The organism is Peribacillus sp. AS_2, from assembly GCF_026891895.1.
Classification (GTDB): Bacteria; Bacillota; Bacilli; order Bacillales; family DSM-1321; genus Peribacillus; species Peribacillus frigoritolerans.
On record NZ_JAPTGA010000002.1, the window covers coordinates 182,022 to 209,016 of the forward strand.

Annotated in this window: 29 protein-coding genes, 1 pseudogene and 2 riboswitches; of the genes and pseudogenes, 11 read left to right on the forward strand and 19 right to left on the reverse strand. The window is 40.8% G+C overall.

Annotation, left to right across the window (positions count from 1 at the left end):
- Positions 1-40 precede the first annotated feature (40 nt).
- Both OTG27_RS03635 and OTG27_RS03640 read right to left on the reverse strand, forming a co-directional pair.
- On the reverse strand, positions 41-835 hold the full coding sequence (locus OTG27_RS03635) for a hypothetical protein (protein WP_268936249.1): 795 nt from the start codon (positions 833-835) through the stop codon (positions 41-43).
- 517 nt (positions 836-1,352) lie between these two features.
- A complete protein-coding gene (locus OTG27_RS03640) occupies positions 1,353-1,673 on the reverse strand; it encodes a DUF4870 domain-containing protein (protein ID WP_057277906.1) in 321 nt (106 codons plus the stop codon).
- Between the two features lie 208 nt (positions 1,674-1,881).
- Between OTG27_RS03640 and OTG27_RS03645 the strand changes: the two genes are divergently transcribed.
- The 4 genes from OTG27_RS03645 to OTG27_RS03660 all read left to right on the forward strand — a co-directional run bounded on the left by OTG27_RS03645 (position 1,882) and on the right by OTG27_RS03660 (position 4,805).
- Entirely contained in the window at positions 1,882-2,661 is a 780-nt protein-coding gene (locus tag OTG27_RS03645) for an undecaprenyl-diphosphate phosphatase (protein ID WP_268936428.1), read from the forward strand.
- A 333-nt stretch (positions 2,662-2,994) separates the two neighbouring features.
- Positions 2,995-3,549 carry a GNAT family N-acetyltransferase gene (locus OTG27_RS03650; RefSeq protein ID WP_057277357.1) on the forward strand — a complete coding sequence of 185 codons (555 nt, stop codon included), beginning with the start codon at positions 2,995-2,997 and terminating at the stop codon, positions 3,547-3,549.
- Positions 3,550-3,754: 205 nt separating this feature from the next.
- Positions 3,755-4,147 (forward strand): CidA/LrgA family protein, encoded by a 393-nt coding sequence (locus tag OTG27_RS03655; RefSeq protein ID WP_057277356.1) that lies wholly within the window; start codon positions 3,755-3,757, stop codon positions 4,145-4,147.
- Positions 4,122-4,805: an LrgB family protein gene (locus tag OTG27_RS03660; RefSeq protein WP_063575899.1), complete on the forward strand. Its 684-nt coding sequence runs from the start codon at positions 4,122-4,124 to the stop codon at positions 4,803-4,805. Before OTG27_RS03655 ends, OTG27_RS03660 begins: the two co-directional genes overlap by 26 nt.
- Before the next feature lie 40 nt (positions 4,806-4,845).
- Here OTG27_RS03660 and OTG27_RS03665 read toward each other — a convergent pair whose 3' ends face one another.
- Together OTG27_RS03665 and OTG27_RS03670 are read right to left on the reverse strand one after the other, a co-directional pair.
- Positions 4,846-4,989, reverse strand: a complete 144-nt coding sequence (locus OTG27_RS03665) for a DUF2639 domain-containing protein (RefSeq protein ID WP_082609322.1) — start codon at positions 4,987-4,989, stop codon at positions 4,846-4,848.
- A gap of 52 nt (positions 4,990-5,041) precedes the next feature.
- On the reverse strand, positions 5,042-6,130 hold the full coding sequence (locus OTG27_RS03670; RefSeq protein WP_308111703.1) for an undecaprenyldiphospho-muramoylpentapeptide beta-N-acetylglucosaminyltransferase: 1,089 nt from the start codon (positions 6,128-6,130) through the stop codon (positions 5,042-5,044).
- Positions 6,131-6,323: 193 nt separating this feature from the next.
- Here OTG27_RS03670 and OTG27_RS03675 point away from each other — a divergent pair, with 193 nt between their 5' ends.
- Entirely contained in the window at positions 6,324-7,436 is a 1,113-nt protein-coding gene (locus OTG27_RS03675; protein WP_194719478.1) for a mechanosensitive ion channel family protein, read from the forward strand.
- Positions 7,437-7,732: 296 nt separating this feature from the next.
- Positions 7,733-9,088, forward strand: a complete 1,356-nt coding sequence (locus OTG27_RS03680; protein WP_095678888.1) for an MATE family efflux transporter — start codon at positions 7,733-7,735, stop codon at positions 9,086-9,088.
- Between the two features lie 63 nt (positions 9,089-9,151).
- Here the strand turns inward: OTG27_RS03680 and OTG27_RS03685 are convergent, their stop codons facing one another.
- Entirely contained in the window at positions 9,152-9,925 is a 774-nt protein-coding gene (locus tag OTG27_RS03685; RefSeq protein WP_082854596.1) for an SDR family oxidoreductase, read from the reverse strand.
- A gap of 158 nt (positions 9,926-10,083) precedes the next feature.
- Here OTG27_RS03685 and OTG27_RS03690 point away from each other — a divergent pair, with 158 nt between their 5' ends.
- Entirely contained in the window at positions 10,084-10,551 is a 468-nt protein-coding gene (locus OTG27_RS03690) for an Hsp20/alpha crystallin family protein (protein ID WP_268936250.1), read from the forward strand.
- A gap of 189 nt (positions 10,552-10,740) precedes the next feature.
- On the opposite strand, the gene OTG27_RS03695 is transcribed toward OTG27_RS03690, so the two are convergent.
- From OTG27_RS03695 to OTG27_RS03720, 6 genes are all read right to left on the reverse strand, one after another.
- Positions 10,741-11,487 (reverse strand): CAP domain-containing protein, encoded by a 747-nt coding sequence (locus OTG27_RS03695; RefSeq protein ID WP_268936251.1) that lies wholly within the window; start codon positions 11,485-11,487, stop codon positions 10,741-10,743.
- 447 nt (positions 11,488-11,934) lie between these two features.
- Entirely contained in the window at positions 11,935-12,372 is a 438-nt protein-coding gene (locus OTG27_RS03700) for a FixH family protein (RefSeq protein WP_191930395.1), read from the reverse strand.
- Positions 12,373-12,391: 19 nt separating this feature from the next.
- The gene (locus OTG27_RS03705; RefSeq protein ID WP_268936252.1) at positions 12,392-13,807 is read right to left on the reverse strand and encodes a sensor histidine kinase; all 1,416 of its coding nucleotides are present in this window, start codon (positions 13,805-13,807) and stop codon (positions 12,392-12,394) included.
- Positions 13,804-14,490 carry a response regulator transcription factor gene (locus tag OTG27_RS03710; RefSeq protein WP_034307471.1) on the reverse strand — a complete coding sequence of 229 codons (687 nt, stop codon included), beginning with the start codon at positions 14,488-14,490 and terminating at the stop codon, positions 13,804-13,806. The genes OTG27_RS03705 and OTG27_RS03710 overlap by 4 nt, the downstream gene beginning before the upstream one ends.
- Before the next feature lies 1 nt (position 14,491).
- A complete protein-coding gene (locus tag OTG27_RS03715) occupies positions 14,492-15,454 on the reverse strand; it encodes a YncE family protein (RefSeq protein WP_268936253.1) in 963 nt (320 codons plus the stop codon).
- A gap of 120 nt (positions 15,455-15,574) precedes the next feature.
- Positions 15,575-15,841, reverse strand: coding sequence for a hypothetical protein (locus OTG27_RS03720; protein ID WP_268936254.1), 267 nt, complete (start codon positions 15,839-15,841; stop codon positions 15,575-15,577).
- Positions 15,842-15,952: 111 nt separating this feature from the next.
- Here OTG27_RS03720 and OTG27_RS03725 point away from each other — a divergent pair, with 111 nt between their 5' ends.
- Positions 15,953-16,195 (forward strand): hypothetical protein, encoded by a 243-nt coding sequence (locus OTG27_RS03725; RefSeq protein WP_034307479.1) that lies wholly within the window; start codon positions 15,953-15,955, stop codon positions 16,193-16,195.
- Positions 16,196-16,252: 57 nt separating this feature from the next.
- Here OTG27_RS03725 and OTG27_RS03730 read toward each other — a convergent pair.
- The 7 genes and pseudogenes from OTG27_RS03730 to OTG27_RS03760 form a co-directional block, all read right to left on the reverse strand.
- A pseudogene (locus OTG27_RS03730) lies at positions 16,253-16,399 on the reverse strand (DUF2188 domain-containing protein); the annotation flags it as partial.
- A 66-nt stretch (positions 16,400-16,465) separates the two neighbouring features.
- Positions 16,466-17,392: a CobW family GTP-binding protein gene (locus OTG27_RS03735; RefSeq protein WP_268936255.1), complete on the reverse strand. Its 927-nt coding sequence runs from the start codon at positions 17,390-17,392 to the stop codon at positions 16,466-16,468.
- A gap of 417 nt (positions 17,393-17,809) precedes the next feature.
- On the reverse strand, positions 17,810-18,343 hold the full coding sequence (locus OTG27_RS03740; RefSeq protein ID WP_268936256.1) for a cupin domain-containing protein: 534 nt from the start codon (positions 18,341-18,343) through the stop codon (positions 17,810-17,812).
- Between the two features lie 24 nt (positions 18,344-18,367).
- Positions 18,368-18,997, reverse strand: coding sequence for a methylthioribulose 1-phosphate dehydratase (locus OTG27_RS03745; RefSeq protein WP_034307486.1), 630 nt, complete (start codon positions 18,995-18,997; stop codon positions 18,368-18,370).
- Positions 18,994-19,653 carry a 2-hydroxy-3-keto-5-methylthiopentenyl-1-phosphate phosphatase gene (locus tag OTG27_RS03750; RefSeq protein WP_063590849.1) on the reverse strand — a complete coding sequence of 220 codons (660 nt, stop codon included), beginning with the start codon at positions 19,651-19,653 and terminating at the stop codon, positions 18,994-18,996. Before OTG27_RS03750 ends, OTG27_RS03745 begins: the two co-directional genes overlap by 4 nt.
- 6 nt (positions 19,654-19,659) lie before the next feature.
- On the reverse strand, positions 19,660-20,892 hold the full coding sequence (gene mtnW / locus OTG27_RS03755) for a 2,3-diketo-5-methylthiopentyl-1-phosphate enolase (RefSeq protein WP_268936257.1): 1,233 nt from the start codon (positions 20,890-20,892) through the stop codon (positions 19,660-19,662).
- 108 nt (positions 20,893-21,000) lie between these two features.
- Positions 21,001-21,153, reverse strand: a riboswitch (SAM riboswitch).
- Positions 21,154-21,280: 127 nt separating this feature from the next.
- Positions 21,281-22,453 (reverse strand): pyridoxal phosphate-dependent aminotransferase, encoded by a 1,173-nt coding sequence (locus OTG27_RS03760; protein ID WP_307730004.1) that lies wholly within the window; start codon positions 22,451-22,453, stop codon positions 21,281-21,283.
- A gap of 99 nt (positions 22,454-22,552) precedes the next feature.
- Between OTG27_RS03760 and OTG27_RS03765 the strand changes: the two genes are divergently transcribed.
- From OTG27_RS03765 to mtnA, 3 genes are all read left to right on the forward strand, one after another.
- The gene (locus OTG27_RS03765) at positions 22,553-23,335 is read left to right on the forward strand and encodes a carbon-nitrogen family hydrolase (RefSeq protein WP_268936258.1); all 783 of its coding nucleotides are present in this window, start codon (positions 22,553-22,555) and stop codon (positions 23,333-23,335) included.
- A 71-nt stretch (positions 23,336-23,406) separates the two neighbouring features.
- Positions 23,407-23,560, forward strand: a riboswitch (SAM riboswitch).
- Between the two features lie 78 nt (positions 23,561-23,638).
- Positions 23,639-24,841: an S-methyl-5-thioribose kinase gene (gene mtnK, locus OTG27_RS03770; RefSeq protein WP_268936259.1), complete on the forward strand. Its 1,203-nt coding sequence runs from the start codon at positions 23,639-23,641 to the stop codon at positions 24,839-24,841.
- A 14-nt stretch (positions 24,842-24,855) separates the two neighbouring features.
- Positions 24,856-25,902 carry an S-methyl-5-thioribose-1-phosphate isomerase gene (gene mtnA / locus OTG27_RS03775; protein WP_268936260.1) on the forward strand — a complete coding sequence of 349 codons (1,047 nt, stop codon included), beginning with the start codon at positions 24,856-24,858 and terminating at the stop codon, positions 25,900-25,902.
- Positions 25,903-26,076: 174 nt separating this feature from the next.
- On the opposite strand, the gene OTG27_RS03780 is transcribed toward mtnA, so the two are convergent.
- Positions 26,077-26,964: an LCP family protein gene (locus OTG27_RS03780; RefSeq protein ID WP_268936261.1), complete on the reverse strand. Its 888-nt coding sequence runs from the start codon at positions 26,962-26,964 to the stop codon at positions 26,077-26,079.
- Positions 26,965-26,995: the final 31 nt, after the last annotated feature.

Consider the following 26,995-nt stretch of genomic DNA (forward strand, 5'->3'; position numbering starts at 1 on the left):
ATATCAGGTATTTAAAAGAATTGCTAAAGGGGAACCGTAGTCAATTTGAACGATGATTCAGCGTGGCTGCACAGAACCCAAAGACAATGATTTTAGGATTTTCAGCAACATTTGATGAAAAAGAAAGTATGGGTGTATTAGTCTTGAATCGTTTCCCCCACTCCAAAGGCATCCAGCCTTCTTGGTATGAAGCGATCTTTTCCCCGTCTTTTGTGGCAATCTCGAAAGAATTTACACTTCCCGGAGTTTCAATTGGCATCCATTCCGTACCATCTTCCTTATAGATCATTCCATTTACCTTCACGAATGACCGATTTTCTTGATACGTTCCAATAATGCCGCCCTGATCATCCAGGATCGTCATTTTATTGAAAAGCCCCCTTTTGATATGGTACTTAGCCAGCAAACGCCCCTCATGGTCCACCAGTTCATATCGCTTGGCCATTAGCATCGACAAGAAATTGGGAATCATCCACATGAACCACTTCATATTCAAATCCCGTACCTCGCCCATTAGCGACCCATCGGGCGCAAAGAGAAGCAGTCGCAAAGTCGGTGCTGGCATAAAAGTCAATAAAACATGTTCATTTTTTAATAACCCGGCATTCGTCCCGATATGTTCTTCAGGCAATTCCTTCATTCTATTTTCATATATACGATGACTGACAAATTGAGCAATGCTAAAGAAAATAAAAGGAGAAGTTATCAATAATATATTGCCCGGAATCATCGCAAAAATATGGCAAATGAAAAAAACAACGGCCAAAACAAGAGATACCCAAGATGCATGAAAATTTGAATTGCTCGTTTTCTGATAATATTCACGTATATTCATATCCCGCTTTGCTCCTCACTCCTTACAAGAAAGATTACCGCATTTAATTTCGGCCATTGATTAGCAATACCACAATCCGCCCGGATCCGCTTCCTAAATGTGCAGGGAAGCAGTTATCATAATACTTTATTCGCTTTAATGTGATCTATTCCCTTTTTAATGAAGGACAATTCCCAACATGGTCCAAATAAAAAAGGTCCGCTTCGAACGGAATCCTATTGTAGACAAAATGGGGGCCTATCCAATTTTAAAACAAGATTAGATTTTTCTTAATGTCTTTTTACTGTATTCCTTATTGGATGGAAGTAATTTGCGACACTCCTGCCGAACTACTGGCTAGCCGAGACCCCACAGACGCTTGCGTCGAGGAGACTTGGCAGGCAGTCGGCGGAAAGGGAGCGGATTTCTGAAATCCACTGGAATGTTTTTCAAAAAAGACTGCAGGCAAACTCGCTTTTCTTCGAGTTTGCCTGCAGTCTCAAAGGACTCCGAATGAACGGAATTCTTTTACATCATTCTATAATATCCTGAAAATCAACGGGAATCGATAATCCGTTCCTTCGTAAGCCCTAACAGCAGCAATGATGGTGAATACGACTAAGGCTATCCCGATTACCGGCAATAGCAAGAATCCAACCAATACTATAGTGAGTATCCCTGCGACTATTGAATACACGGTGTAGGAAATGAAAAAATTCAAGTATTCCCTTCCGTGATAATCCACAAATTGTGACGAGTCCTTCTTCAATAACCAAATCACCAAAGGACCGATAAATGCTGTAAAAAAGCTGATCACATAAATAAGGGCAGCAAACACTCTTTCATCTTTACTAGGCATAGTGTCTTCTCCTCCTTTCTCATATAAATATTTACGAATCAAATGAAAAATAGTTTCATTTTTCCTCTCATTATATTCGAAAGAAGGTAAATCTGGACTGCCTTTTCTTGATATCACCACTAAAATCCGGACATGTTCATCCGTCTTGTGCATACAGTTTAAATAATGGATTGTCCTATACCTTCTAGAATGGAGTGATGTTTTTTTGCTGAATGAATTTCAAGCCTTCATCCTTGGGATCATTCAAGGCTTGACTGAGTTTTTACCTATTTCAAGCACTGGACATTTATATTTAGGTCGGCATATTTTCCACCTTGACGAGGCGGGCATTTTTCTTGATACCATGCTCCACATCGGAACCTTGCTGGCATTATTGGTCGTTTATAAGAAGGACATAATTGCCATTTTGAAAAATCCTTTCTCCAAAATGACTCTGCTTCTCATTGCTGGGACGATTCCTGCCGTGATTGTTGGCATTTTACTTGGTGATTGGTTTGACGGCCTTTCTAAAACAGGTGTGACCATAGGCTGGGAATTTTTAGCGACCGGTCTGATTTTATGGGTAGCCGACGGTGTAAGAAAAGGCGGCAAATCCCTTAATGAAATTTCGGTTAAAGACGCGCTGATCATCGGTACTTTCCAAGCTGCTGCCATCATGCCCGCTCTTTCGCGCTCCGGCTTAACGATAGCAGCTGGCCTCTTCTGCAGGCTGGATAGGGCCACTGCAGCCTATTTTTCCTTTTTGCTTTCCATTCCTGCCATTACGGGGGGCATCGTATTTCAGATGAAACCGATTTTTACAGGAGAAGTTGAACGGCTTCCACTCACTGCGCTTTTCGTCGGGACCCTGTCAGCAGCAATCTTTGGTTATATAGCTGTAGTATGGATGATCGATTTCTTAAAAAAGCGTTCACTCAAAATTTTCTCCATCTATGTATGGGCCCTTGGCGCAATCATTTTATTCATGCAATTTACAGGTAAATTTTAAAGAAAAAAACGGGCGAAACAATCAGTTTTTCATGGAAGAATGCAGACGTTTGCCTAAAGATTTCACCCTTCAAGAAAAAGTTGAAATTTGACGAAAAAAAAAGGCAAAAAACCTATTCCCAAACCGTTTTTTTTTTAGTATTATACCTTCGTAAGGTTCTTTAGATTTGCATACTTTCTGACAATAAAAATAGGGAAGGCAAATGGTGCGCCACCGGTTTCCGGTTCTAGTGGGTTCGATTCCCACCCCGAAATTTTTTGATGAACGACTTAAAAAATTTCGAGGGTGGGCAGCGACTACGCATAAGAACTGCCCTCAAACGGAGGGACGGAAATGTTAAAAAAGAGAGATTTCACAGATTGTTTTTCTCTTTATGAACAAATGACGCATCCAGATGTCTTCCCTTTCGTGCGCCATAAGGTAGATTCATATGAAGAATATGTTTTCATTACTAAGCAAACGATCGAAGCCGAAGATGCTGGGCAACTCATTTCACGAACAATCTTGGATGAATGGGAAAATCCCATCGGTTGTATTTCTTTATACGATATTGAAAATGGTGCAGGTTTCTTAGGCACATGGCTTGGCAAGCCTTATCATGGAAAAGGGTATAATGCCATCGCAAAAGATGCTTTCTTCAAAGAGCTTTTTTTCGAGCTCGGTTTGGAAACGGTCTTCATGCGAATTCGCAAAAAAAATATCCGCTCCATAAAAGCCGCAGAAAAGCTTCCCTATGCCGTCATTGCCAACGAAACAAGAAAATCCCTTTATGATCAGATCAATCATGAAGGAGATATCTACGATCTGTATGAAATCCCTAAAGATTTATACACCTTTCATATCCTTAGACAGCATGATGATGACGAACAGCAGTTACTTGAAGCATAGAGCGGAGAACATTTCAATATGGCTTTGTTTATCCTTTCATATAATGGCCGGAGCTTCCATACCTGGAAAGCTCTTTTTTCCAGTTTCACAGGATGTTAAACATAGATTGCTGCAAATCCCTATTCTTTTTAGGGATATTTTTTTATAATGAATACAATTGACCAATTCAATAATATATTCAAAGCGTCATTGAAAGGACTTAATCATGAAAAAAATATTTGCTTTTATCGTGCAGCTTATCTTCCTGCTCATCATTTGCAAGCTTGGCTATTATTTAGCCAATTTACTTCACTTACCTATACCAGGCAACGTCATCGGCATGATTCTGTTATTCGGTTTATTACAGACTAAGGTCATAAAAGTCGAATGGATTGAACTTACATCAGGATTTTTGGTAAAGCACCTAGCCTTTTTCTTCATTCCCATTTCAATCAGCTTAATGACCATGGGATGGCTTTTCATTGAATTCGGTTTGCCTTTGGCACTTACCTTAGGTATAAGCCTGATATTTGGATTCATCGTTTCAGCATGGACCGTTCAGAAGCTATCCAATAGAGGAGAGGTTAAACAGCATGACAGCGTTCATCACAACATATAGCATCTTGATAACCATCCTTGCCTATTTCATCGGAAGGAAAATATATGCTAAACACCCATCCCCTTTTACGACGCCCGTATTTTTCAGTACAGTTACAATTATTCTCGTACTGCTGATCAGCGGTTTGGACTTCGAGGATTATTCACCTGGAAAAGACATCATTACCTATTTCCTGGGACCAGCTACCGTTGCTCTGGCCGTACCACTTTATAAAAACAGAAAAATAATCGTTAAATATGCAATGCCGGCTATTAGCGGGATGATTTTTGGTCTCCTTGTCACATTGATCATTGCCTTCGCCATCGCTAAAGCATTTTCACTTCCACCATTCATATTCCAAGGATTGGCGGTTAAGTCCATTACAGTGCCAATCGCGGTTGAAATCACGGAACTTTATGGCGGGAATTCCAATATATCAGCTGCCTTCGTCATTTTGACAGGGGTGCTGGGTACGATGATCGCTCCAAAAATGATGGATAAACTAAACATTACAATGCCCTTCGCACGTGGTATCGCCTATGGTACGATCGCTCATGGACTTGGAACGGCTCAAGCTGCCCAGGAAAGTGAGTTTACCGGGGCTGTCGCAGGTGCGGCAATGGCTATCGCAGGTATCCTCATTTCCTGTTTCTTTCCTTTTATAAGTAATTTCCTATAAAAAGAACCGCAACGTCAACGCGTGGCGGTTCTTTTTATGATTATTTTTTTTGCAGATCCTCGTATAAACGCCTTAGAATATAAGTCTTATACAGCTCCAGCTTTCTTTTTTCAATTGGATGATAGCTAATCCCTGCGGCTTTTAGCTGCTGAATGAACCATCCTTTGGAATACTCATAAGCCATTCTACCCCCTCCTCTGTTCGAAAAAGATATGCTGCATAGAGGGTAATGATACTTATTTTTTTGCAGCCATTACTTTTAGCAGTAATTCATACATTTCAGCTGCCGTTTTGAATGGGCGTTTTTGACGCATCTTCTCTTGATATTCATCCGATTTTTTCAATAAATCCGCTAATGTAGCATTAAAAATCCGATCATTCAGCTCTTCTTCTTGGAGGACTTTACAAAAACCCTGTTTTTCAAAACTTGACGCATTCAGGATTTGATCTCCCCGGGATGCATTGGCACTTAGAGGGATAAGCAGCATCGGCTTTTGCAAACCAAGGAATTCAAAGATAGAATTTGAACCAGCCCTTGACACAACGACATCGGCAGCCGCCAAAAGATCGAATAATTCTTCATGCACGAATTCAAAAGGAGCATATCCCCTTTGTTTCAATTCGGTTTTCACATTTCCCTTCCCGCAAATGTGTATAATCTGATAATCCTTTAATAAGGCATCAAGGTTATCTGTAATTAAATTATTGATTTTAACGGCCCCAAGGCTTCCGCCCATAACGAGTAACACCGGTTTGTTTTTCGTGAATCCACAAAATGCTTTACCAGCAGAAGCGTTTCCCGTAAAAATGCCATCGCGTAATACAGCGCCAAGATACATGGCCTTCTCTTTCGGAAGTTCTTTTTCCGTTTCTTGGAAGGTAGTGAAAATTTTCGATGCAAGTGGCATCGCGATCTTATTAGCCAGACCAGGCGTATAATCCGATTCATGTATGGCAATCGGAATCCTAAGCATCCTGCCTGCCAAAACGACAGGAACCGAAACGAAACCACCTTTAGAAAAAATGAAATCAGGCTTGGTCTTTTTTAATATTTTTCGTGCATCAAAAATCCCTTTTATGACCCGGAAAGGATCTTTCATATTTTCAACAGATAGGTAACGCCGGAATTTCCCAACGGAAATCGTTTCATAACGGACCTCGGGAAATTCCGTTTCGATGATATTTTTTTCAATGCCTTTTTTTGAACCAATATAAGTAACATCCCAATCATGCTTTAAAAATTCCGGGATGATTGCTGCATTAACAGATACATGACCGGCAGAACCGCCTCCGGTAAATACTATTTTCTTAGTCAATATTTCCACCTTCCAAACTTAAAAAATCACTTTGCATCCATATTACCATATATCCTTGCCATTAATAACTTGAAAAAGTATTCAGTGAACCCGAAATCCCCCATGATGTATGTAATCATCGATTATTTTTCCTTTTTCAGCATGAATATATTATAATCTTAGTATTCTACAATACTACAAGATACAATGGAGGAGTAATACATTGCAAGAAGTTTCTGAATCACTCAATCAATTTGATGGAATCGAAGCCTGGACCAAATTAGGAATTTCCATAGGCATTTTCCTAATCTTCCTTTTGCTTCGGAAAGTATTTACTACATATATATTCAAGTTCTTTCTACGGATTGCAGAAAAACGTAAAGTTGAATTTGCCGCCAACTTAATGCTCGCAATAGAACAGCCAGTAAGATGGCTTATCGTTTTGATTGGGGTTATCATTTCACTGCACTACTTTCCAATCGACTCACCTTCGATTGAACTCAGATCGAAAATATACAGATCGTTTTTTGTCTTCTTATTCTTTTGGACGATTTTCAACATCAGTTCGATCTTAACCATTTTATTTCCGAAATTAGTAAGTAAATTCGGACTTGAAGTCGATCAAATCGTCATGCCGTTCTTTACGAAAATCACAAACATAATCATCATTGCTTTTGGTGCCTCCATCATCGCGGAAGAATGGGGATTCAATGTCGATGGATTTGTTGCTGGGCTTGGTTTGGGTGGATTGGCTTTCGCACTTGCTGCTAAAGATACCGTCAGCAATTTCTTCGGGGGTATCGTCATCGTTACCGAAAAACCTTTTACCATAGGAGATTGGGTCAAAACTCCAAGCGTGGAGGGAACCATTGAAGACATCACATTCCGAAGCACTAAAGTTCGGACTTTTGCCCAAGCTTTAGTTACAGTCCCAAATGCGACCCTTTCGAATGAACCGATCATCAACTGGTCCAAGATGGGAAAAAGACAGATCGCCTTCCATTTGGGTGTTAATGTCACAACACCAAAAGAAAAATTGGAAAATGTCATTAAAGACATTGAAAGAATGCTTATTGATCATCCTGAAGTACATCCGGAAACAATTTTGGTTAAATTTGATGAGTTCAGTCATTCCGGTTTCAACCTTTACCTATATTTCTTCACGAAAGCCACGGACTTTGGAGGATATTTATCAATCAAAGAAGATGTGAACTTTAAAATAATGGAGATATTGGAACAGGAAGGAGTACAAATTGCCATTCCTTCACAGGCATTCATTCTTCAAAAAGACTCAGATACGGAAGCCATGAATGATTTTGAATCCATGCGTGACTGACAAAAGGGGTTCCATCTGAATTTTTAACAAAGTTGATTGGAGCGGGTGTTCGAGACTCCTGCGAGAACGCCTGCGGAAAGCGAGTGCCTGTAGTGGAAATCAACGTTCATATTTTACACTGCCTAAAAAAATGTAGGCAATCTTAATTAAATATCGGATTTATCTACAAACTGAGACTTGCCCTAAACGGCAAGTCTTTTTTGCATCAAATAAAAATTCTTAAAATATCACATGCTTATGTGATATAATTCTTTCATTGTGTTGAAAATTCCAAATATTGATATTGAGGTACTTTGATGAATCAGACTTATACTAAATCACAAAAGATCCGCCTGTTATTTTATATATTGATACCTATCCTGATCACCCAGATCAGCATGTATGCCATGACTTTTTTTGATGTGATGATGTCGGGGCAATACAGCACTCAGGACGTTGCTGGCGTCTCCATCGGCAGTTCGCTATGGACACCCGTGTACACGGGGCTGAGCGGGATATTGATTGCCTTAACACCGGTGGTTTCACAGCTGGTGGGTTCCAGGCAGTCCAAATCCGTTTCCTATTCCGTGATGCAGGCCATTTATTTAGCTGTGGCTTTAGCCTTGATCATTTTAATCATTGGAGCATTTTCTTTGAACCCCGTATTGAATGCCATGGACCTTGAAGATAGTGTCCACATGGTGGCTCATGATTATTTGATCGCCCTTTCACTCGGTATCATTCCTTTATTCATTTATAATGCGTTGAGGGCTTTCATCGATGCTCTGGGGCAAACCAGGATTTCCATGATCATTACCTTATGTGCGCTCCCGGTAAACGTCCTTTTTAATTACTTATTAATATACGGGAAGTTTGGATTCCCTGAACTTGGCGGTGTCGGTTCCGGGTACGCCACAGCCATTACCTATTGGTTAATTGCCCTGGTGGCCATACTGGTCGTGATAAAAATAAACCCATTTTCGACATATCAGGTTTTCACTGAATTTTTCCGGGTTTCATGGAAGGAATGGAAGGCCTTATTATTGATTGGGGTACCCATCGGGCTCGCTATTTTCTTTGAAACAAGCATTTTTTCGGCTGTCACCCTTTTGATGAGTAAGTATGATACCGTTACAATTGCGTCACACCAGATTGCGATGAATTTTGCGTCACTGCTTTATATGATACCGCTAAGTATATCCATGGCATTGACGATCGTCATTGGATTTGAAATCGGGGCAGCCCGTTATAAAGATGCCAAAGAGTATAGCTGGATTGGCATTTCGATGGCCTTGACGATGTCACTCGTTTTGTCGACCATCCTCTTCCTCTTCCGTGAACCTGTGGCCTTTTTATACACTAAAGATCACGAAGTAATGATGCTGACATCACATTTTTTAATATATGCCATCTTCTTTCAGATATCGGACGCCCTGCAGGCACCTATTCAGGGCATTTTGCGTGGATATAAAGATGTAAATGTTACATTTGCCATGTCACTGGTCTCCTACTGGATTCTCGGGCTTCCAATTGGCTATTTCTTTGCAAAGTATACGGATATGGGAGCATTTGGGTATTGGATCGGCTTAATTTCCGGCTTGGCTCTTGGGGCAATAGGCTTGGCTGCTCGCTTACGGTTCATTCAGCGAGTGAAATATAAAAAAATGGCATAAAAAAAGTGGGGCTGGATTATACCAGCCTCACTTTTATTCATTCTGAATTCAAATTCTAAATCACTAGGCTTTATATATTTTCCCAAGAACATCCTTACCGCCTGTTACCGGTATGATGCTCCCGGTAATGAAATCCGATTTTTCATCACAAAGGAACGTGATGACCCTCGCTATATCTTCCCCCGTCCCCGGTCTGCCGACTGGAACCGTATCATCCTTTTCTGCTCTCGCAATCCTTATTTCCTTCTCTTTCCAATCCCCTATGATATCACCAGGACAAACCATATTCACGGTGATTCCATGAGTAGCTTCTTCCGCAGCCAAGGTTCTTGTCAAGGAGGTCAAGCCGCTCTTTGCAGCGGCAAAAGCAGAACGATAAATCCAACCTGGTGCAGTTTCACACCGTTCAAACCCTAAGGTAATGACTCTGCCCCAGTTTCTGCTGCGCATTTGTGGAATAAGTTCCTTCGCAAAATGGAAAAAACCATTTAAATTCCCGTCCATGATGTACTTCCATTCATCGCCGCCATATTCAGTCATCGGTTTACGATCATGCATATATGGCCCTGCGTTATGAATGAAGATATCAACATGGCCAAATGTCTCCGAAATCTTTTGCAATATATTCCGGCAGTCTTCCTCACTTGACGAGTCACCTTGAATCGCAATTGCCTTAACATGGTACATTTCCTGTAATTCATCCACTAATGCTAAAGCTGCCTTTTTACTTTTTCGATAAGTAATGATAATGGACATTCCATTATCCGCGAGTGAAAATGCCATCCTTTTGCCGATACCCGTTGCTCCACCAGTAATAAAAGCTACTTTTTCATCCACAGGCTTACCCTCTTTATCTAATGGATTTTACTTAATTATACATAAGTTTATTCCATTTTCTATAATTTAGTAATTATAAAAAAGAACCTCTGGGCTTTAGCTGCATAAAATATAACAAATACACCTGTCAGACCATAAACAGGAGAGAGGAATTCAATATGTTTCCCTGGAATTCACTTTTTTCTTTTAAGAATAACCCTAACCAAAAGGAATTCATGAAAAATATGCAGCAAAGTGATGTTCAATCGTTCATTGAAAAGGTATTTTCACAAATGATCCCTGACAATATGCAAGGTATGATGAACCAAAATGATGGCGGCTCACCAAAAGTAAATGCCAGATCTGAACATCCTTTACATGCCGAAGTATTTGAAACCCACTTATATGTCTTCGTAAGAATTCCAATACAAGATGAATCTTGGCTAAAGAAAATGAAACTTTACCATACATCTAACCAATCCATCATCGAGGGGATTCCCGAAGAGTCAGATCGTCATGTCATAACACTCCCCGCACCTGTAAAGAAAAAAGGAGCATCAGCCCAATATAAAGAATCAACATTGGAAATACGGCTTCAAAAAAGTTTCAATACACAGTATTCAGAAATCGATGTATCGGAAATTTAAGTGGCTTCACCGGGACCTCACTGATGTTAAGGTGCGGTTCCAGTTATTTCTTGGTTCAATTTTTTTAGATTTGGGTACATTATAGAGAGCTAATAAATGGTACAATTGATTTTTTTCCAGGGAATGGAACCATTCTCGCAAAAAAAAAGCGCACCCCATGTTAATGGGATGCACTTTTCTATTAATCTATTATTTTCCGATGAATTGTTGAGTCCAGTAGTTACCAGATTCTACGTAACCTACTCCAATATGAGTAAAGCTAGGGTTCATGATGTTTTCACGGTGTCCTTGGCTATTCATCCAAGCTTGTACCACTTCTTCTGGTGTTTGTTGACCTTGTGCGATGTTTTCGCCAGCTGTTTTATAGCTGATTCCGAATTGTTTCATCATATCGAAAGGTGAGCCGTAAGTCGGGCTATTGTGGTCAAAATAGTTTTTATCTTTCATGTCTTGAGACTTGATACGTGCAACTTTGCTCAACTCAGTGTCGATTTTAAGAGCTGCCAAACCTTGTTTTTCACGTTCTGCATTCGTTAATTTAACAACTTCTTGTTCAAAAGCACTTAATTCAGAGCTTGTCTCTGGTTTTTTATCAGTTGATTTTTCAGGTGTTACTTCTGGTGCTGCAGGTTTTGCTGCTGGTTTTGATTGGTTCGTTGTTCCAACTTCTTGTTGAGCTGGTTGTTGAACTGGTTTTTGAACTGGTTTTTGAACTGGTTGTTGAACTGGTTTTTGTTGTGCCTGCGCTGCAGGAATAGTGATATTGTATTTAGCTAGGTATTGGTTAAGGACTTTTTGCATATCCTCTTTATTCGTAGTTTTATAAGTTACTTGTTTCACTGTATCACAGTTGGCTGCTTCAGCTTGGTTAGCTCCTACTCCTGTGAATATAATAGCTGCAGCCGCTGCTGCTGACATAATCATTTTCTTTTTCATTCGTATTTCCTCCTGTGATGTTCATTTTTTGTTGTGCTTTGCTTCTGGAATTATCATAACATGCACTTTTTGTAATAAAGGCACCATCAATTTCCATCAAATTCACAGGATGCGAATGAAAATATATTTATAATCCAAGTTTCAGAGAAAACAAGCAGAAATGCTTTAACTATCTATGTTTCTGCCAATAGTATTAATACTCATATTTTTCCAGTAATTATTTGTCAATGGTAGTTACATAGAACCATTTCCATGGAATACTAATAACTTTTAGTTGACATATCGTTACTAACCGAATTTTTATGACTTTCTTTACTTTTATGTTACAAATTTTTCGGTTTCACTTCGACATTTCCTCATTTTCCCCCTATCGTCTTGAACATTTTTCCAAATAAAAAAACAATCCGGATTTAAGCCCGAATTGTTTTGATTTTGATGGTACATTCATCATTTCATTTCTTCATCATTCATCTCGTCCATTTCTTTTTTTCCGCCATTTTGTTCGGGAGTGCTTGGTTTGCCTATGACGAATTCTTTCTTTGGCATGTTGTGCATGTCCCTTGCCGTTACGTGAGCATATACATAATAGGTACCTTCTTCATCAAAAGCCTTTTCCAGTTCATATATACCGTTCCCTTTATGCTTTACTGCTATCTTGTCATGGTCATCGCTATTCGCAAGCCAAATTTCAAAACTGACATCATCCGCATCTGTCACGACTTCGTCCCCATATGTTACTTTTGCCTGAAATTTCACAGGCTCATTCACTTTACCCTGAGTTGGATTGACAGCTAAATCGACATTTAACATTTTTGGCATCTCCTCTTTCTTACCGCATCCAGCCAAAAAAATTAACGCCATGCAAAATAACATGATTTTTTTCATTTTTGAACGTATCCCCTTTTTATGAATTCCATTCTTCTTTTATATTCGGCAGGATGACCCTGACTGTTGTTCCCCTTTTTTCCTTGCTTTCTATTTCAATTTTACCATTTTGTAATTCCACCAATTTTTTGACAATGGACAGTCCAAGCCCTGAACCGCCATCAAATCGGCTGCGTGCTTTGTTCACACGGTAAAAACGATTCATGATATACGGCAGATCCGCTTCCGGAATCCCGTTGCCCGTGTCAGTTACCAGCAGTTCGCAATCATCTTTATGCTGAATTAGGGTAATATGAATCGCCCCTCCGGAATCCGTATACTGAATGGCATTATCAAAAATGTTATGTAGAATCTGTTCCATCCTTCCTTCATCCCCAAAAATAATCGGGTCTGGATCCAGGTCTAGCTTCAGGTCCAATTGTTTTTCCTTTATTATCGGTTCATATTTCACAAGTACGTCTTTAATGAATTGCGCATAGGCAATCGGGGTTTTATTTAACAAGAATGGAGCACTTTCCATTTTTGATAAGTCCATAAGATCTCCCACAAGCCGCTGCAGCCTAAGAGCCTCCCTTGAAATGAGGTGAAGGTATTTCCGTTGCTCTTCATCATTTTTCACGACACCATCCAATATGGCCTGCGTATATCCCTTTACGTAACTAAGCGGGGTTCTGAGCTCATGTGCAACATTTTCTAGAAATTCTTTTTTTCTTTCTTCTTCCAAATGAATGGAATTGGCCATATCATTAAAGGCTATTGCCAGTTTACCTATCTCATCATGACTCCTTACCTCGACCTGTATGTCATAATCCCCCTCTGAGACACGATGGGCCGCAGTCTCGATTTCCTTAATCGGACTGACTAGTTTTTTCAACCATTTAGTAGTAAACAAAATCGCGACAATCAAAAATAATAGAACCGCCGCCAACCATTTTGCAGCAAATTCCTTAAATAAGACCGTAATGGAATCTACAGGAATATATGTATAGATGATACCTTCGAGGCGATTTTCGTCAATCAGAGGTATGATGGCCGCTACGATGTTCTTTTCAAACCTTTTCTCATATCCTTCTTTTTCTACGGCTTTCCCATCTAAAAGCATTTGCCGTTCTTCTTCAGAAATAAGGGTATCGTAATTGATTTCAAAAGGCAGACAAGCACTCAATTCCCTGGGATTATTGACGACAAAGACTTCGCTGTCGTTCTTACTGTTAAACCATTCAACTTTTTGCTTAAAGTCCTCGCTGATTTCACCGCCGGAATAATCCGCCCCTAGCAATGATGCTTCATTGACTAAATCCGTTTTAAGCTTCTCCACATATAGATTTTTATAATAATATTGAGAAAGGGAGTAAGCGAACAGCACGGATAGGATGATGGCGGAGATAATGGTGAGCCATAATTTAAAAGAAAGGGTTCGCCATTCATAGATCATTTCTTTTCCTCTATCTTATAACCGATTCCCCAGACGGTTTGAATGTAATCGGCCGCTCTTAATTTCATTCGTAACGTTTTAATATGGGTATCCACAGTACGTAAAGATCCTCCATACTCACCGCTCCATACATTTTCAAGCAGTTGTTCACGGCTGAGTGCCTGGCTTTTATGACGCATGAGGAATAAAAGCAATTCGAATTCTTTCAAGGTTAAATTGATTGGCTTCCCTTCCACTAAAACCGTTCTGGATTGTAAGTTCAAGCTAATTTTACCGAATCGGACATGGTTTTGATTCTCTTCATTCAATGATAATTTCCCTGTCCTTCGCAATACCGCTTCGACCCTTGCGACCAATTCTCCTGGATTGAAAGGTTTGACGATATAATCGTCGCCGCCAAGCTTCAGCCCTTTCACCTTATCCCATTCTTCACCTTTCGCACTGACGAATATCACAGGGATCTCCCCAATTTCACGAATTTCTTCACAAACGGAGAAACCGTCCATACCTGGCATCATGATATCCAATAGGATTAAATCCACTTCCTCTGTTTCAACCATACTTATAGCTTCTTTTCCATTCGCAGCTTGAAGGCATCGATAACCTGAGTTCAGCAAATACATTTCAACTAGATTACGCATATCTTCTTCATCATCCACGACTAAAATGGTGTAAACATGCATGTCATCTACTCCTCAACATCAATTGGAATGGACCTTCGCCGACTTTGATTGTTTTTTTAACATCGACTGTTTCAGCATCCATTACATACACTTCATCACTATCATATCCCGCCACGACCACATCTTCATTAAAGTTCGCCATTTCAAAGGGGTTGACGCCGACCACTTTGCTTTTGACTTCCTCATATTGATCATTCAATTTATATAAGGAGCTAGTCCCATGACTAAGGACAAATATCCCTTCCTCATTTTCCAGGAACTTTATCGGCATGGTTGGGGCCTTAAGCTTTTTCTTCAACTCTCCCGTTTTTGCCGAATAAATATAAAGATTTTCTTCCACTTGATCCCCATCACCGTGTCCTCCAATCCATATTTCATCCTTTTCTTCCCTTAATAATGTGCCTGTGCTGGCACTATGTACGGGAAATTCGAAATCGACCTTTTTCGTTTCAAGATTTATCACTGAACATTTGGTATCACCAAAATTAATAACATACAATCGATTCGCCTGCTCTCCTTGAAGAACGGTCAAGGGGCTTTTACCAACCTTGACAATATCCTGTTCCTCCCCCTCAGCATTTAAAAAATAAATGGAGTGATTCGATTGATTGACCGCCACGATGCTTTTTCCATCACGTAACAACTGCATATTGACGATCCCTTTTCCAATTTCCCAACTGTTTATCAGTTTTCCTGCAGATAAAGAGTACACTTGGACTTTCTCCATCTCTTTTCCATAAAGCAGGATAGTATCTTTGTCTGCAAGGAGCAGGGCTCCGGTAAATGGTTCTGAAATATCCCATTTTGCAAAAGCATGATAGTTTTCGTCTATGAAAGTCAGTGAGGTATCCTTGATATTGACAGTTGCCAGGAAAGATTGACTTTTATTGATTTTAGTAAATGCAATACCGCTATTACACCCCGTAAGCAGTACGATGGCAAGAAAAAGCCCGCCCCACTTCATAATTTTAAGCTCCTTATTCATTAAATATCTATTTTTTTAAAATTTTAACAATGATTTGTGAAAAAAGTATGAAGCATAAAAAGAATATTTGCTAACAAGCATCCGTACACACTCAAAAAATCATAATCTTTCCAATTCAGTGATATAGGCCATTACAATCTCATTTTTCATTTCTTCCGAAAGCGAAGATTCCATCACGCGTTTAATAGAAAGGTAAAATTTCTCCAATACTGGTTTTCGGGCGCGGGGATGCGCATTTTCATCCAAAAGCTCTCGTCTGATGAGTTCCGGCAACACTTCCCTTCCCCCTCCATCGATCACCTTACGATTGTTCCATATGCTTAAATAAGCCACCAGTAATTCTTCTTGCCTGACATTTTCTTTCATAGTATCCCTTCCATCCATTACTAATTTATACATATTAATGTTCAAGTTTGTAAAGACTATCTTAATAATAAGATATCATGCTTTTTAAAATCCAAAAAAGGAGTGAGTACAATGTCTCAAGTATACCGCTGTCCGAATTGCCGGACAAATAAATCTCGCTTCAATCTCATTCAGCAAGTAGCAACACCCATTAAAAAGGATCCCCAATCCGGTGAGATTGTTGAACAATATTCGAACGACTCCCTTCTGCCATTCCATCTAGCATATAATGGTCCTGAAGTTCGGGTTCAGTGCGCTGCCTGCGGATTGATAGAAGACGAAAAGACATTTGCCGCCTTTGGAATGCAACAATAAAAATGGTCAGACCCCTATGTGGGTCTGACCATTTTCTCAATCATTTCCTACTGACATCTTAGCCCGGTCTATGGCAATTGGAATGGCTTTTCCATCCTCATATCCTTCATCCAATAATGCATTCGCGATTTCTATAGCCTTTTCCCTGACATCTTTATCTAGATTCTTCATCGAGTTTGGGTAATCGTCCTTATTCCATGGCACTGATACCGCCTCCTTAATAAGAAAGTCTTCTTTTCATGTTTCCCTTCTTTAATGGGCGGTAAACGTTTATCGGGCCGCTTTCGCTTCCAAAGCTTTCAACTGACCGATCATCATTTCCTTATCCAACTTTTCCCCGATCATGACGATATTCAATGGCATTTTCATCATTTCATTCATATACATCGGCATTCCGTAGGAGTATTGGAATAAATGCGGGTATTGTGAATGTGTAAAGGAAATATATCCTTTCATTCGATAGACCGTTTCCGGAAGGGCCCTAAGCCACACTTCAAAATCGGTTTGTTCCACAGCACCTTCAAATGTATGAACGATTGCAGTTAAGTGCAAATGGTCATGTACATCAAGCTTTTGATGTACATTATGCCTTTTTCTTTGCATTTGCTGCAATGATGCCAATGAAACGGCTGCATACTCCGTCAATAAACATACAGCATCCGTATTCAGCGCCTGTATCGTATATATTAGCTGTGCGGCCTCCATCTCACTTACCATATCCGCTTTATTCAATAAAATGAAATCGGCATGATGGATTTGCTCTGCAAGCAACTGTCGAAGCTGCGGAGACAGTTCCTCCCGATCGCGCCACCTTAATAAATCGACGACCGTGATGATCCCTTTATACTCCAGTTTTTTGGCGAAAATCGGCGACATGATGCCATCCAATACTTCAACTGGATGAGCTGCACCCGTCGTTTCAATATAAACCGCATCCAGTTCATTTTCGGTTAGTAACTCATGAAGCTGAACCTCCAGTTTATCTTGAATTGTGCAGCAAATGCACCCGTCAAACAATTCCTTCAGAGGCACTCCATCACCAATGAGTCCGCTGTCAACCGATACACTGCCGAGCTCATTTAAAAGCACTGCCACTTTTCTGCCCGCTTCACTTTCCTGTTTTAAAATATTTCGAAGAAGCGTCGTTTTCCCGCTGCCGAGAAAACCGCCCAATATGTACACTTCGGTCGTTTTCATTCTTATCTGCTCCTATAATCCGGTTAAATTCGATTCCGTTAAATTTTATCATAACTAGCTTACTAAAGCACTTGCCGGATTCACATAAAAAAACCAGCCCGTAAGCTGGTTTTAGACTAGACATTTTCGAAGAAAACTGCAGTTTTTTATTTAAAAACGTCCAGTCGATTTCAGAAATCCGCTCCCTTTCCGCCGACTGTCCCCCGAGCCGCATCAAAGCAGTGTCTGTGGGTTCTCGGCTAGCCAGTTATTCGGCAGGAGTGTCGCAAGTTTCTTCAATCCAAGGGGGATTACAGGAAAAAACCATTAAGGATAATCTGGTCTTGTTTTAAAATCATGGTTCGAGATGAGACCATTCCGACTTCCCTTTTTTCTACAAATAAAAACCAGCCCATAAGCTGGCTTTTCAACATTGATTCATGCTTGAACTTCGTCTTTTTCGTAAATCGGCACCCATCCTGCAGCTGTTACGAAAATCCGGACAGCAACAGTTTTCCTATCTTCCGCGAGCGTGAAATAATGTCTTGTTGATTCTGGTACACTAATAAGATCTCCTGGATTAAGCCGTACATCAAACCACTGTTTATCATTGCCTTCAATGGCAAAGATACTCGTTCCGCCTGCTATGAAACGCACTTCATCATCTTCGTGATGGTGTTCCTGCTTAAAGTTTTCAAGCATTTGATCCAAGTTCGGATTTGCATCGGATAATGTGATGATATCATGGGCTTTATAGCCTCTTCTTTCAGAGATTTCCGCTATCTCTGATTGGAACGTTACAAGGATTTCCTCCTTGTCAGCATCTGTTAGATCGTATTTTTCCACAAGATGTGCAGGTAATTTAGAAATGTCCCATTGCTCATAAATAACCCCTTGTGTTTCTAAAAAACCTTTTACCTGTTCAACGTTTTCAATAACCTCGTTTGTTTCATGGAATCTGATCGTCGCCATCATTCATTCCTCCTCTATGAGTATTTATCTTATAGAACCTGCAAACGCCTTTTGTTGATTAAGCAACAGTTGATATTGAAATAAAAATTCGCAGGCTTCAAGTATTCTTTTTGCCTCGAATCCGCTTTTGCCCCAAACCGTAATGCCATGATTGCGTATCAGCACAGCGCCAGAGTCTTCTTCGACATGCGGCTTGAACTTATCGGATAGCAGCGGTATGTCAGCGTGATTATATATGATTGGAATCCGAAGCTCCGAATCTTCATCCCACCGACCGGTCGCTTTAATGATTTCATGATTACGAAAGGAAACTTGGCCTTCATCTCCGTACAATTCCGATATCACATTATTTTCAACTGTATGGACATGGAGTACACAGTTCGCATTGGTTTTTCGGTAAATGTCTGTATGAAGTAAAGTTTCGGCCGATGGTCTTAGGTTCGTTTCTTCAACTGGTTTTCCTTTTAAATCCACCAGTAAAAAGTCCGAATCCGATTGCTTCCTTTTATCCTTACCGCTTGCGGTAATATAAAAGAAAGGGCTTTTGGGTTCGCGGATGGACAAATTCCCGCTAGTTCCCATAAACCAATCCCTTTCGGCCAGTTCAGCTTTAATATCTGCCAACTCAAGCCATTCTTTAGAATGAGTGTTCACGCTTTAACCACCTCCTGCTGCTTTATGATGTCAATTACATCAAAAAATGTTTCGAATCCTTGATGTGGAATTCCTTCCCTACCGCATTTTTCAAGCAATATGTCACGGGCTATGACAAAATCGGCCTGTTTTGCCGCTTCAAAATCCGTAACTGAATCTCCAATAACGAGTTTAAAATCTTCCGGACCCGCAATTTCCCTCATAATGGATGGCTTGCAGCAACCGCAATCATTACTACATTGCTCATCACAAGCATGTGGCCACTCAATATAAATCTTTTCCTTATCAAAAAATGCATGGTTGCAATAAACGGACTCTGTTGGCAAGATATCATTCAAAAGGGGTGAAATGAAAAAATCCATGCCCCCGCTAACAATATATAAAGGGATATTGGCTTGTTTCGTATACTCAACGAATTCATAAAACCCTGGTCGAATGCCGGCCGTTTTTCTTACATATTGGATGATGTCATCCTTCAAGCCACTATCAAGCAGGGAAAACATATCCCCAACTCCTGAAGATATACTGATTTTTTGCTGAAGGACTCCGTCTTTCAACGCTTCCCATTCCGGAGGGGCAAATTTCTTCATAATTGAAATGATATTATCTGTGTTGGTGATCGTTCCGTCAAAATCACAAAAGATGATCGGTTTCATTATTTCTTATAGGCCTCCCCACAACACAAGAGCTTTTTTTAGGGTTTCTTCCTCAGCCGCCGCTTCAGAAAGTTCCTTTCCTGCCAGAAATGCTTCCACAGCAGAACGGAATGCCTTGGCACCGCCCTCTGCTCCGTCAGGGTGACCGTGAATTCCGCCTCCGGCATTAATCACACTATCAAGCCCGAAATCCTTGATCAGGTCCGGAACCATGCCCGGATGAATGCCTGCAGAAGGAACAGGGAAGGCTTTCTTCCATGAAAGTTCATCTCTTGTCAGAGCTTCAGCAATCGCTAAGGTCTCCGTTTTTTCAAGTGCGACATTTCCATAAGGGGAAGGGAACAAGGATAAATCCGCACCTGATAATCTTACTAATTTACCAAGCAATAATGGATAGCCGATACCATAAAATGATGAAGATGCCAATGCCCCGCTATATGCGGGGTGCGCCATGATCGGCAGCTTTATACGATCATGTTCACTCAAGGCCTGCAATACATCCAAACCATATGTATGAACGTTGAACAATAAAGCATCTGCCCCTGCTTCAGCCGCTTGCTCTGCCTTATCCAATAATTCAAAAGTTTTCCCAGATAGATTGACAGCATATAAAGTACGGTGGCCAGTGGTTTCATAGACTTCATTCAATATTCTTTTTCCCGTTTTTATTCTATCGAAAAATGGAGTCAGTTCCTGGTCGAAGAGGATCTCATCATCCTTAACTAGGTCGACACCTCCCAATGCTTGTTGCCTCAGTTGCTCATTATGAAATGTTAGGTCTCTTCCCAATACACCTTTAAAGATGCTCATCACCAAGGGCCGGTTAAATACGCCAAGCTTTTCCCTTATGCCTTCAATGCCAAATTGCGGACCGGGAAAAGCTTTTTGAATATCACCGACAAAATCCAAGTCTATAAGTTTTATTTCACCGTCCAATGAAAGTTTGCCGAAGACCGTCGTAAGGATTGCAGGTAAATCATTGGAGAAATTCCTTGCAGGATAGGCAATTTTAATCAGCGAACGGTATACTTTCCGATTAAAGTAGCTGTTTGCCCTCTCTTCTTCAGATAGGGGGGTCACCGATATGACGCGTCCCTTATGTTTTTCCAGTTGTATCTGTACCAAATGCGGCAAGTCCGTCCATGTCCCGACAGTCAGACCCAAGGCAATGCTCTCTGCTTTTTTCTCATGATTTCCAATAAAGTCATGAATTAAATAAGTAGCGACTATCTCGCTCATCTGATCACTCCTATAACACGTTAGTAAACTCTCGATGTCACTATTGGTCTGAGATGGTCTCAAAATGGCAAAAGCCCCTTCATAAAGAAGAGGCTTTAAAAAGCCATCTTCTTATCTCCCAGCCATCGGCTGCAAGAATTAGCACCGTGCCTTGTGGATTTCAAAAAATCCGGCGGAAGGATTCCGCCCCATTTTACAATGGAATTACGGTCGGTTGCTGGGCTTCATCGGGCTAGTCCCTCCACCTGCTCAAAATAAGAAAACGCTGATATATAAGTTGTATCCAGTATCGAAAGATTAAGAATTTATTTTGTATTCTGACAGGTAATTCCTACTTTGTCAATAAGTTTTAACCATTTAAAGTGAATAAATCGGATATCTTATTGCATTAAAATAAGTTTAATGTCCGTATTCGTTCCACAGCCTCTTGCAGCCGTTCTTCCGAAGTCAGTAGCCCTACCCTGACATAACCTTCGCCAAATTCACCGAACCCATTCCCTGCGGCAACAGCTACATGGGCATGCGTTAATAAATAGTCCGCAAAACTCTCGGACGTAAAACCTTCAGGTACCTTGAGCCAGGCAAAAAACGATGCCGCTGGAGCTTTGACATCCCATCCGATGGACCTCAATCCCTCAATGAAAACATTCCTTCGCCCCTCGTACATTTGCACTAACTGCTCTACACAGGTCTGTGAGTCAAGCAAAGCACTTGCCGCAGCTTCTTGTATCGCCGGGAAGAGACTCACATAAAGATGGTCTTGTAATAGTTCAAGAGATTCTATTACACTCTTATTACCCACTGCGAAACCGACTCTCCACCCTGCCATATTGTATGTTTTCGATAGAGTGTATATTTCAACTCCTACATCCTTCGCTCCCTCCGCCTGGAGAAAGCTTATCGGTTTTTTTCCGTCGAATCCGATCGCCCCATAGGCGAAATCATGGACCACACAAATTGAATGTTCTTTTGCAAAGGAGACGGTTTCATCAAAGAAACTTTTAGTTGCAGAAGCGCCTGTGGGATTATTCGGATAATTCAAGAACATCATTTTGGCTTTATCAAGAACTACTTTATGTATGTCATCGTATTTCGGAAGAAAATCATTTTCTTCTGTCAAGGGCATCAGTTCGGTCTTTGCCTGGGCTAAAACAACACCGGAAAGATAATCCGGATAGCCGGGATCTGGAACAAGGATCGTATCACCTGGATTCAATAAGCACTGCGGAAGTTCGACAAGACCTGCCTTTCCCCCGAAGAGAATCGCCACTTCACTATTCGGATCCAGCTTGACACCGTATTCCCGTTCATAAAAGACGGCAGCAGCATCTTTTAAATATTGATGTCCCCGGAATGGCGAATATTTATGATTAATCGTTTTTTCAGCGGCAGTTTGCAAACTTTTGACGATATGTTCCGCCGTCGGCTGATCTGGGTTTCCCTGGCCTAAATTAATGACATCATGTCCTTGCTCCGTGATTGCATTGACTTTTGCGACCAGTGAAGCAAAAAACTGCTTGGGCAGGTCCTGAAGCAGTCCGGATTTTTCGAATTGCACCATTTATACACCTTCTCTGAAATTTCTTGAAATTCTAGTCACAAATGATATATGTTTATCGTAGTCTTGTAAAGCATTTTTTACATGTGGGAGGTTTAAACGATGAAGTGGAAAATAGCTTGTATTCAAATGGATATAGCTTTCGGGCAACCAGATATCAATTTTCGGGTTGCAGAACAATGGATGGAAAAAGCAGCTCGGTCCGAACCCGATATCGTCATATTACCAGAGCTTTGGACAACCGGATACGACTTGACCAGGCTGAATGATATTGCTGATCAAGAGGCAGAAAAAACGATTGAATTTCTTAAAACACAGGCACAGAAACACCAGTTTCACATCATCGGCGGTTCCATTGCGAAAAAAACAAGCAAGGGAATCTATAACACCATGATCATCATCGATAAACACGGAAAGCTCATTAAAGAATATGATAAGCTTCACTTATTTCAATTAATGGATGAACATCATTTCCTGCAGCCAGGTGAAAAAGATGGTTTATTTACCCTTGATGAAAAAATATGTGCCGGGTTCGTTTGTTATGACATTCGTTTCCCTGAATGGCAGCGAGCCCATACCGTTCAAGGCGCGGAAGTTCTATTCGTTACGGCTGAATGGCCAAAGCCGAGACTCGATCACTGGAGAGCCTTATTGATAAGCCGTGCCATCGAGAACCAAGCCTATGTTGTAGCCGTTAATCGTACAGGTTCGGATGTAAATAATATATTTGCGGGCCATTCCTTGATTATTGATCCATGGGGGAATATCATAAGTGAAGCCGGAGAAGGAAACGAACTATTGACAGGCACCTTGGACTTCAACAAAGTTACGGAAGCACGTAACAAAATACCTGTATTCGAAGATCGCCGTCCTGACTTTTATTAATTTACCCATTGACAAACTATTTAAAAAGTTGATATTATTTTCCCGAAGATTAAAATTTCAGAAAACATTTACTCTTATCAAGAGCAGGCTGAGGGATAAAGGCCCTATGAAGCCCAGCAACCGACTGTAATACCATTGTGAAATGGGGCGGATCTTCCGCCGGATTATTGAATCCACAGAGCACGGTGCTAATTCCACCAGAATTCATTTTCTGGAAGATAAGAGGTCCGAAGCCAAAACTTCTGCCTCTTTCTATATGAAAGAGGCTTTTTTATTCTTATTTTGAATCTGGAGGGGAAAAGAATGACTCAAAACCATTCAAATTTTAAGAGATTGACAAACGAAACAGCTATAACTCTTGCAAAAAAACTTGGGTTGGTCAATGCGGATGCAAGTTTGAAATGTAATGAAATCGGCGATGGAAACTTAAATTATGTTTTTCATATTACAGACACAGTCACAAACAAAGGTATAATAATCAAACAAGCGGTCCCTTATGCCAAGGTACTTGGCGAAAGCTGGCCGCTGACATTGAAAAGGGCAGCCATTGAAGCGAATGCGCTGATTCATTTCAGAAGTTATTGCCCCGAATTCGTACCGCAAGTCTACTATTCGGATGAACAGCTTGCCATCACAGTCATGGAGGATTTATCGCACTTGAAAATCGTTAGAACAGGATTGATCGATGGCGATTCATATCCATTGCTTTCACAGCATATTGGTGAGTATGTTGCGAAGACGGCATTTTATACATCCGATCATCATTTAGAACCCTCTTCGAAAAAGGAGGTGGCCCGACATTTCACGAATCCCGAACTCTGCAAAATCACTGAGGTCTTTATTTTCACCGATCCATTTTTTGAGGAACTCCCTGGAGATTTCGAGGTGGAATTGAAAGATGCCGCCAAAAAAATATGGAATGATCAAGAAGTGATACTTGAGGTCGCCAAGCTGAAGCAAAGCTTTGAAACCGAGCAGGAAGCCTTGCTTCATGGAGATTTACATACTGGAAGTATATTTGCAAGTAAAACTGAAACAAAGGTTATTGACCCGGAATTCGCTTTTTATGGGCCAGTTGGTTTTGACCTTGGTCAATACACCGCCAACCTTCTCTTTCAGGCAATTACACGAAATGGCGCTGGAAAGGAAGAGATTTTCACGCTCCTTCATGAATTTTGGAATGCCTTTGAAGAAACTTATACCGAATTATGGGAATCCCAAAATAAAAGTCCATTCCGCCATGTGAATGGTTATCTGCCTTATTTACTGACAAAATTCAAAAAAGATGCATTCGGCTTTGCCGGCTGCGAACTGATTCGGCGAACCATTGGCCTTTCCCATGTAGCCGATTTAAACGTCATTGAAGATAAAGAAACAAGGATCGCAGCCAAAACGGCAACATTGGAAATCGGTACTTTTTTAATTAAAAAACGGGGAGAATTGGATGTTCCAGCCGTCATTGAAGCGTTGAAGCAACGGACACTGCCATCTTACTCAACCATTTAAAAGGAGACCTGCATATGACTACACTAGCACCCTTACCATATTCGGTACATTGGGATGATACCCATATTACATTATTAAATCAACAAGCCCTTCCTTCCATAACTGAATTTATTGAACTTCATTCTGTTGATGATGTATATGACAGCATTTTGTCATTAAAAGTTCGCGGTGCCCCAGCAATTGGGCTGACGGCAGCATTTGGTGTTGCACTTGGCGCCAAGCAGGAAACAACTGCTGATTTAGGGGAATTCAAGAAAAATGTAATGAGGCATATTGAAAAACTCGCCTCTTCACGGCCTACTGCAGTCAACCTTTTTTGGGCGTTAAGGAGGATGGAGAACACCTTGCAGGCTTCGCAAAGCATTTCAACTGCCAAGGAAGCACTTATATCGGAGGCTAAAGCCATCTTTGCTGAAGATGAAGAAATGTGCAGGAAAATCGGGGAACATGGTTTATCGCTATTCACTAGAGGAGATTCCATTCTTACGCATTGCAACGCTGGGGGAATCGCCACGGCTCGGTATGGCACAGCCTTGGCTCCCTTCCACCTGGCTAAAGAAAGGGACTTTCCGCTAAAAGTGTACGCATGTGAAACAAGGCCTGTCCTGCAAGGGGCGCGTTTGACGGCTTGGGAATTGATGCAAGCGGGAGTTGACGTCACCTTAATTTCTGATAATATGGCTGCCCATACGATTCACCAGAAAGGAATAAAGGGAATTATCGTCGGGGCCGACAGGATTGCGGCCAATGGAGATACTGCCAATAAAATCGGGACGTTGGGATTGGCCATATTAGCCAAGCACTTTGGTATCCCCTTTTATGTGGCCGCACCATCAAGCACATTCGACCTTTCTATCGAATCCGGCACATCCATCCCGATCGAAGAACGGAATGGAACGGAAATCACCTTCATTCAAGGTGTAAGGATCGCTCCGGAAAACGTGAAGACTTTCAATCCAGCCTTCGACGTTACACCGAATCATCTAATTACAAGCATCATTACCGAAAACGGCATCATAACACCGGATTTCTTCAAAAACATTCCGCATTTTGTTAATTGATCCAGGTTCCTTTTATGGTGTTAAAAAACGAGAAGGATTTTTTATCCCTCTCGTTTTTTAAAGGTGATTGAATTAAGATTATTCTTGCGAGGTCTATAATACAATATTTAAATTAGAATATCTTCAGTTAATATTAGGATGTCTTCGATAATAAAAGAGAATAGGACATTCTTATTATTTTGAAAAGAACTCCTGAAGTGCCTTCTTATTTTTAGTGTAGTCTATTTCCAAAACGGCTCCGGACTGGGGATATATTTCATCTTTGAAGCTTCCTTTCACTGGAACCCTTAAGGTTTCGACCGTGTCCGGTGTATGGAAGACGGCTTTGGGACCCATTTCCATTATTGTTTTCAGGCCAATATCCGTATCCAAGTACGAGAGTCCTTGTTCGATTATACTAGGAAGGGCCGCCATCCCTTCGAAGGATGAGATTTGATTTATAAACGCTGTTTTTAATTGAACCATTACTTCTTGTTGTCGTTCAACCCTGCCAAAATCACTTTCATCGTCATGTCTAAAACGGACATATTTCAATATTTCCTCACCATGTAAAACATTTTTACCGACGCTTGCTTGGATGCTCATATCATCTATGATTTCCTGATCCACATTCACAGCCACCCCCTCAGGGGCAAGTAAATCCACCATCTTCACAAATCCCTTAAAGTCGATTACCGCTACATGGTCGATCTTGACATCGAAGTTTTCCTGTATGGTTTTCTTGAGCAATTCCCTCCCACCATAATAATAAGCAGCATTTATTTTGTTATATCCTGATTTATTCCCGGGGATTTTCACATAACTATCACGCATAATGGAAGCCAGCTTCAGTTTCTCCTGCTCAGGAAAGTATTTTGCAAGGATAATCGCATCTGATCGAGATTTTTGCTCTCCCCTTGTGTCAACACCAATTAACAGAAAAGTTTTATCGTTTTCCTGGTTATCTTCATTGGTTAGTTTTTTTTCCGTACCTTCATTTCCTTTTTGTTTGGGTAAAGGGGCATAGGTGCAGCCTGCCAGAATCAAGACCAATAGATATATGAACCATACCTTTTCTTTCATTACCTCACCTCATCGGAAAATTACCCCTATT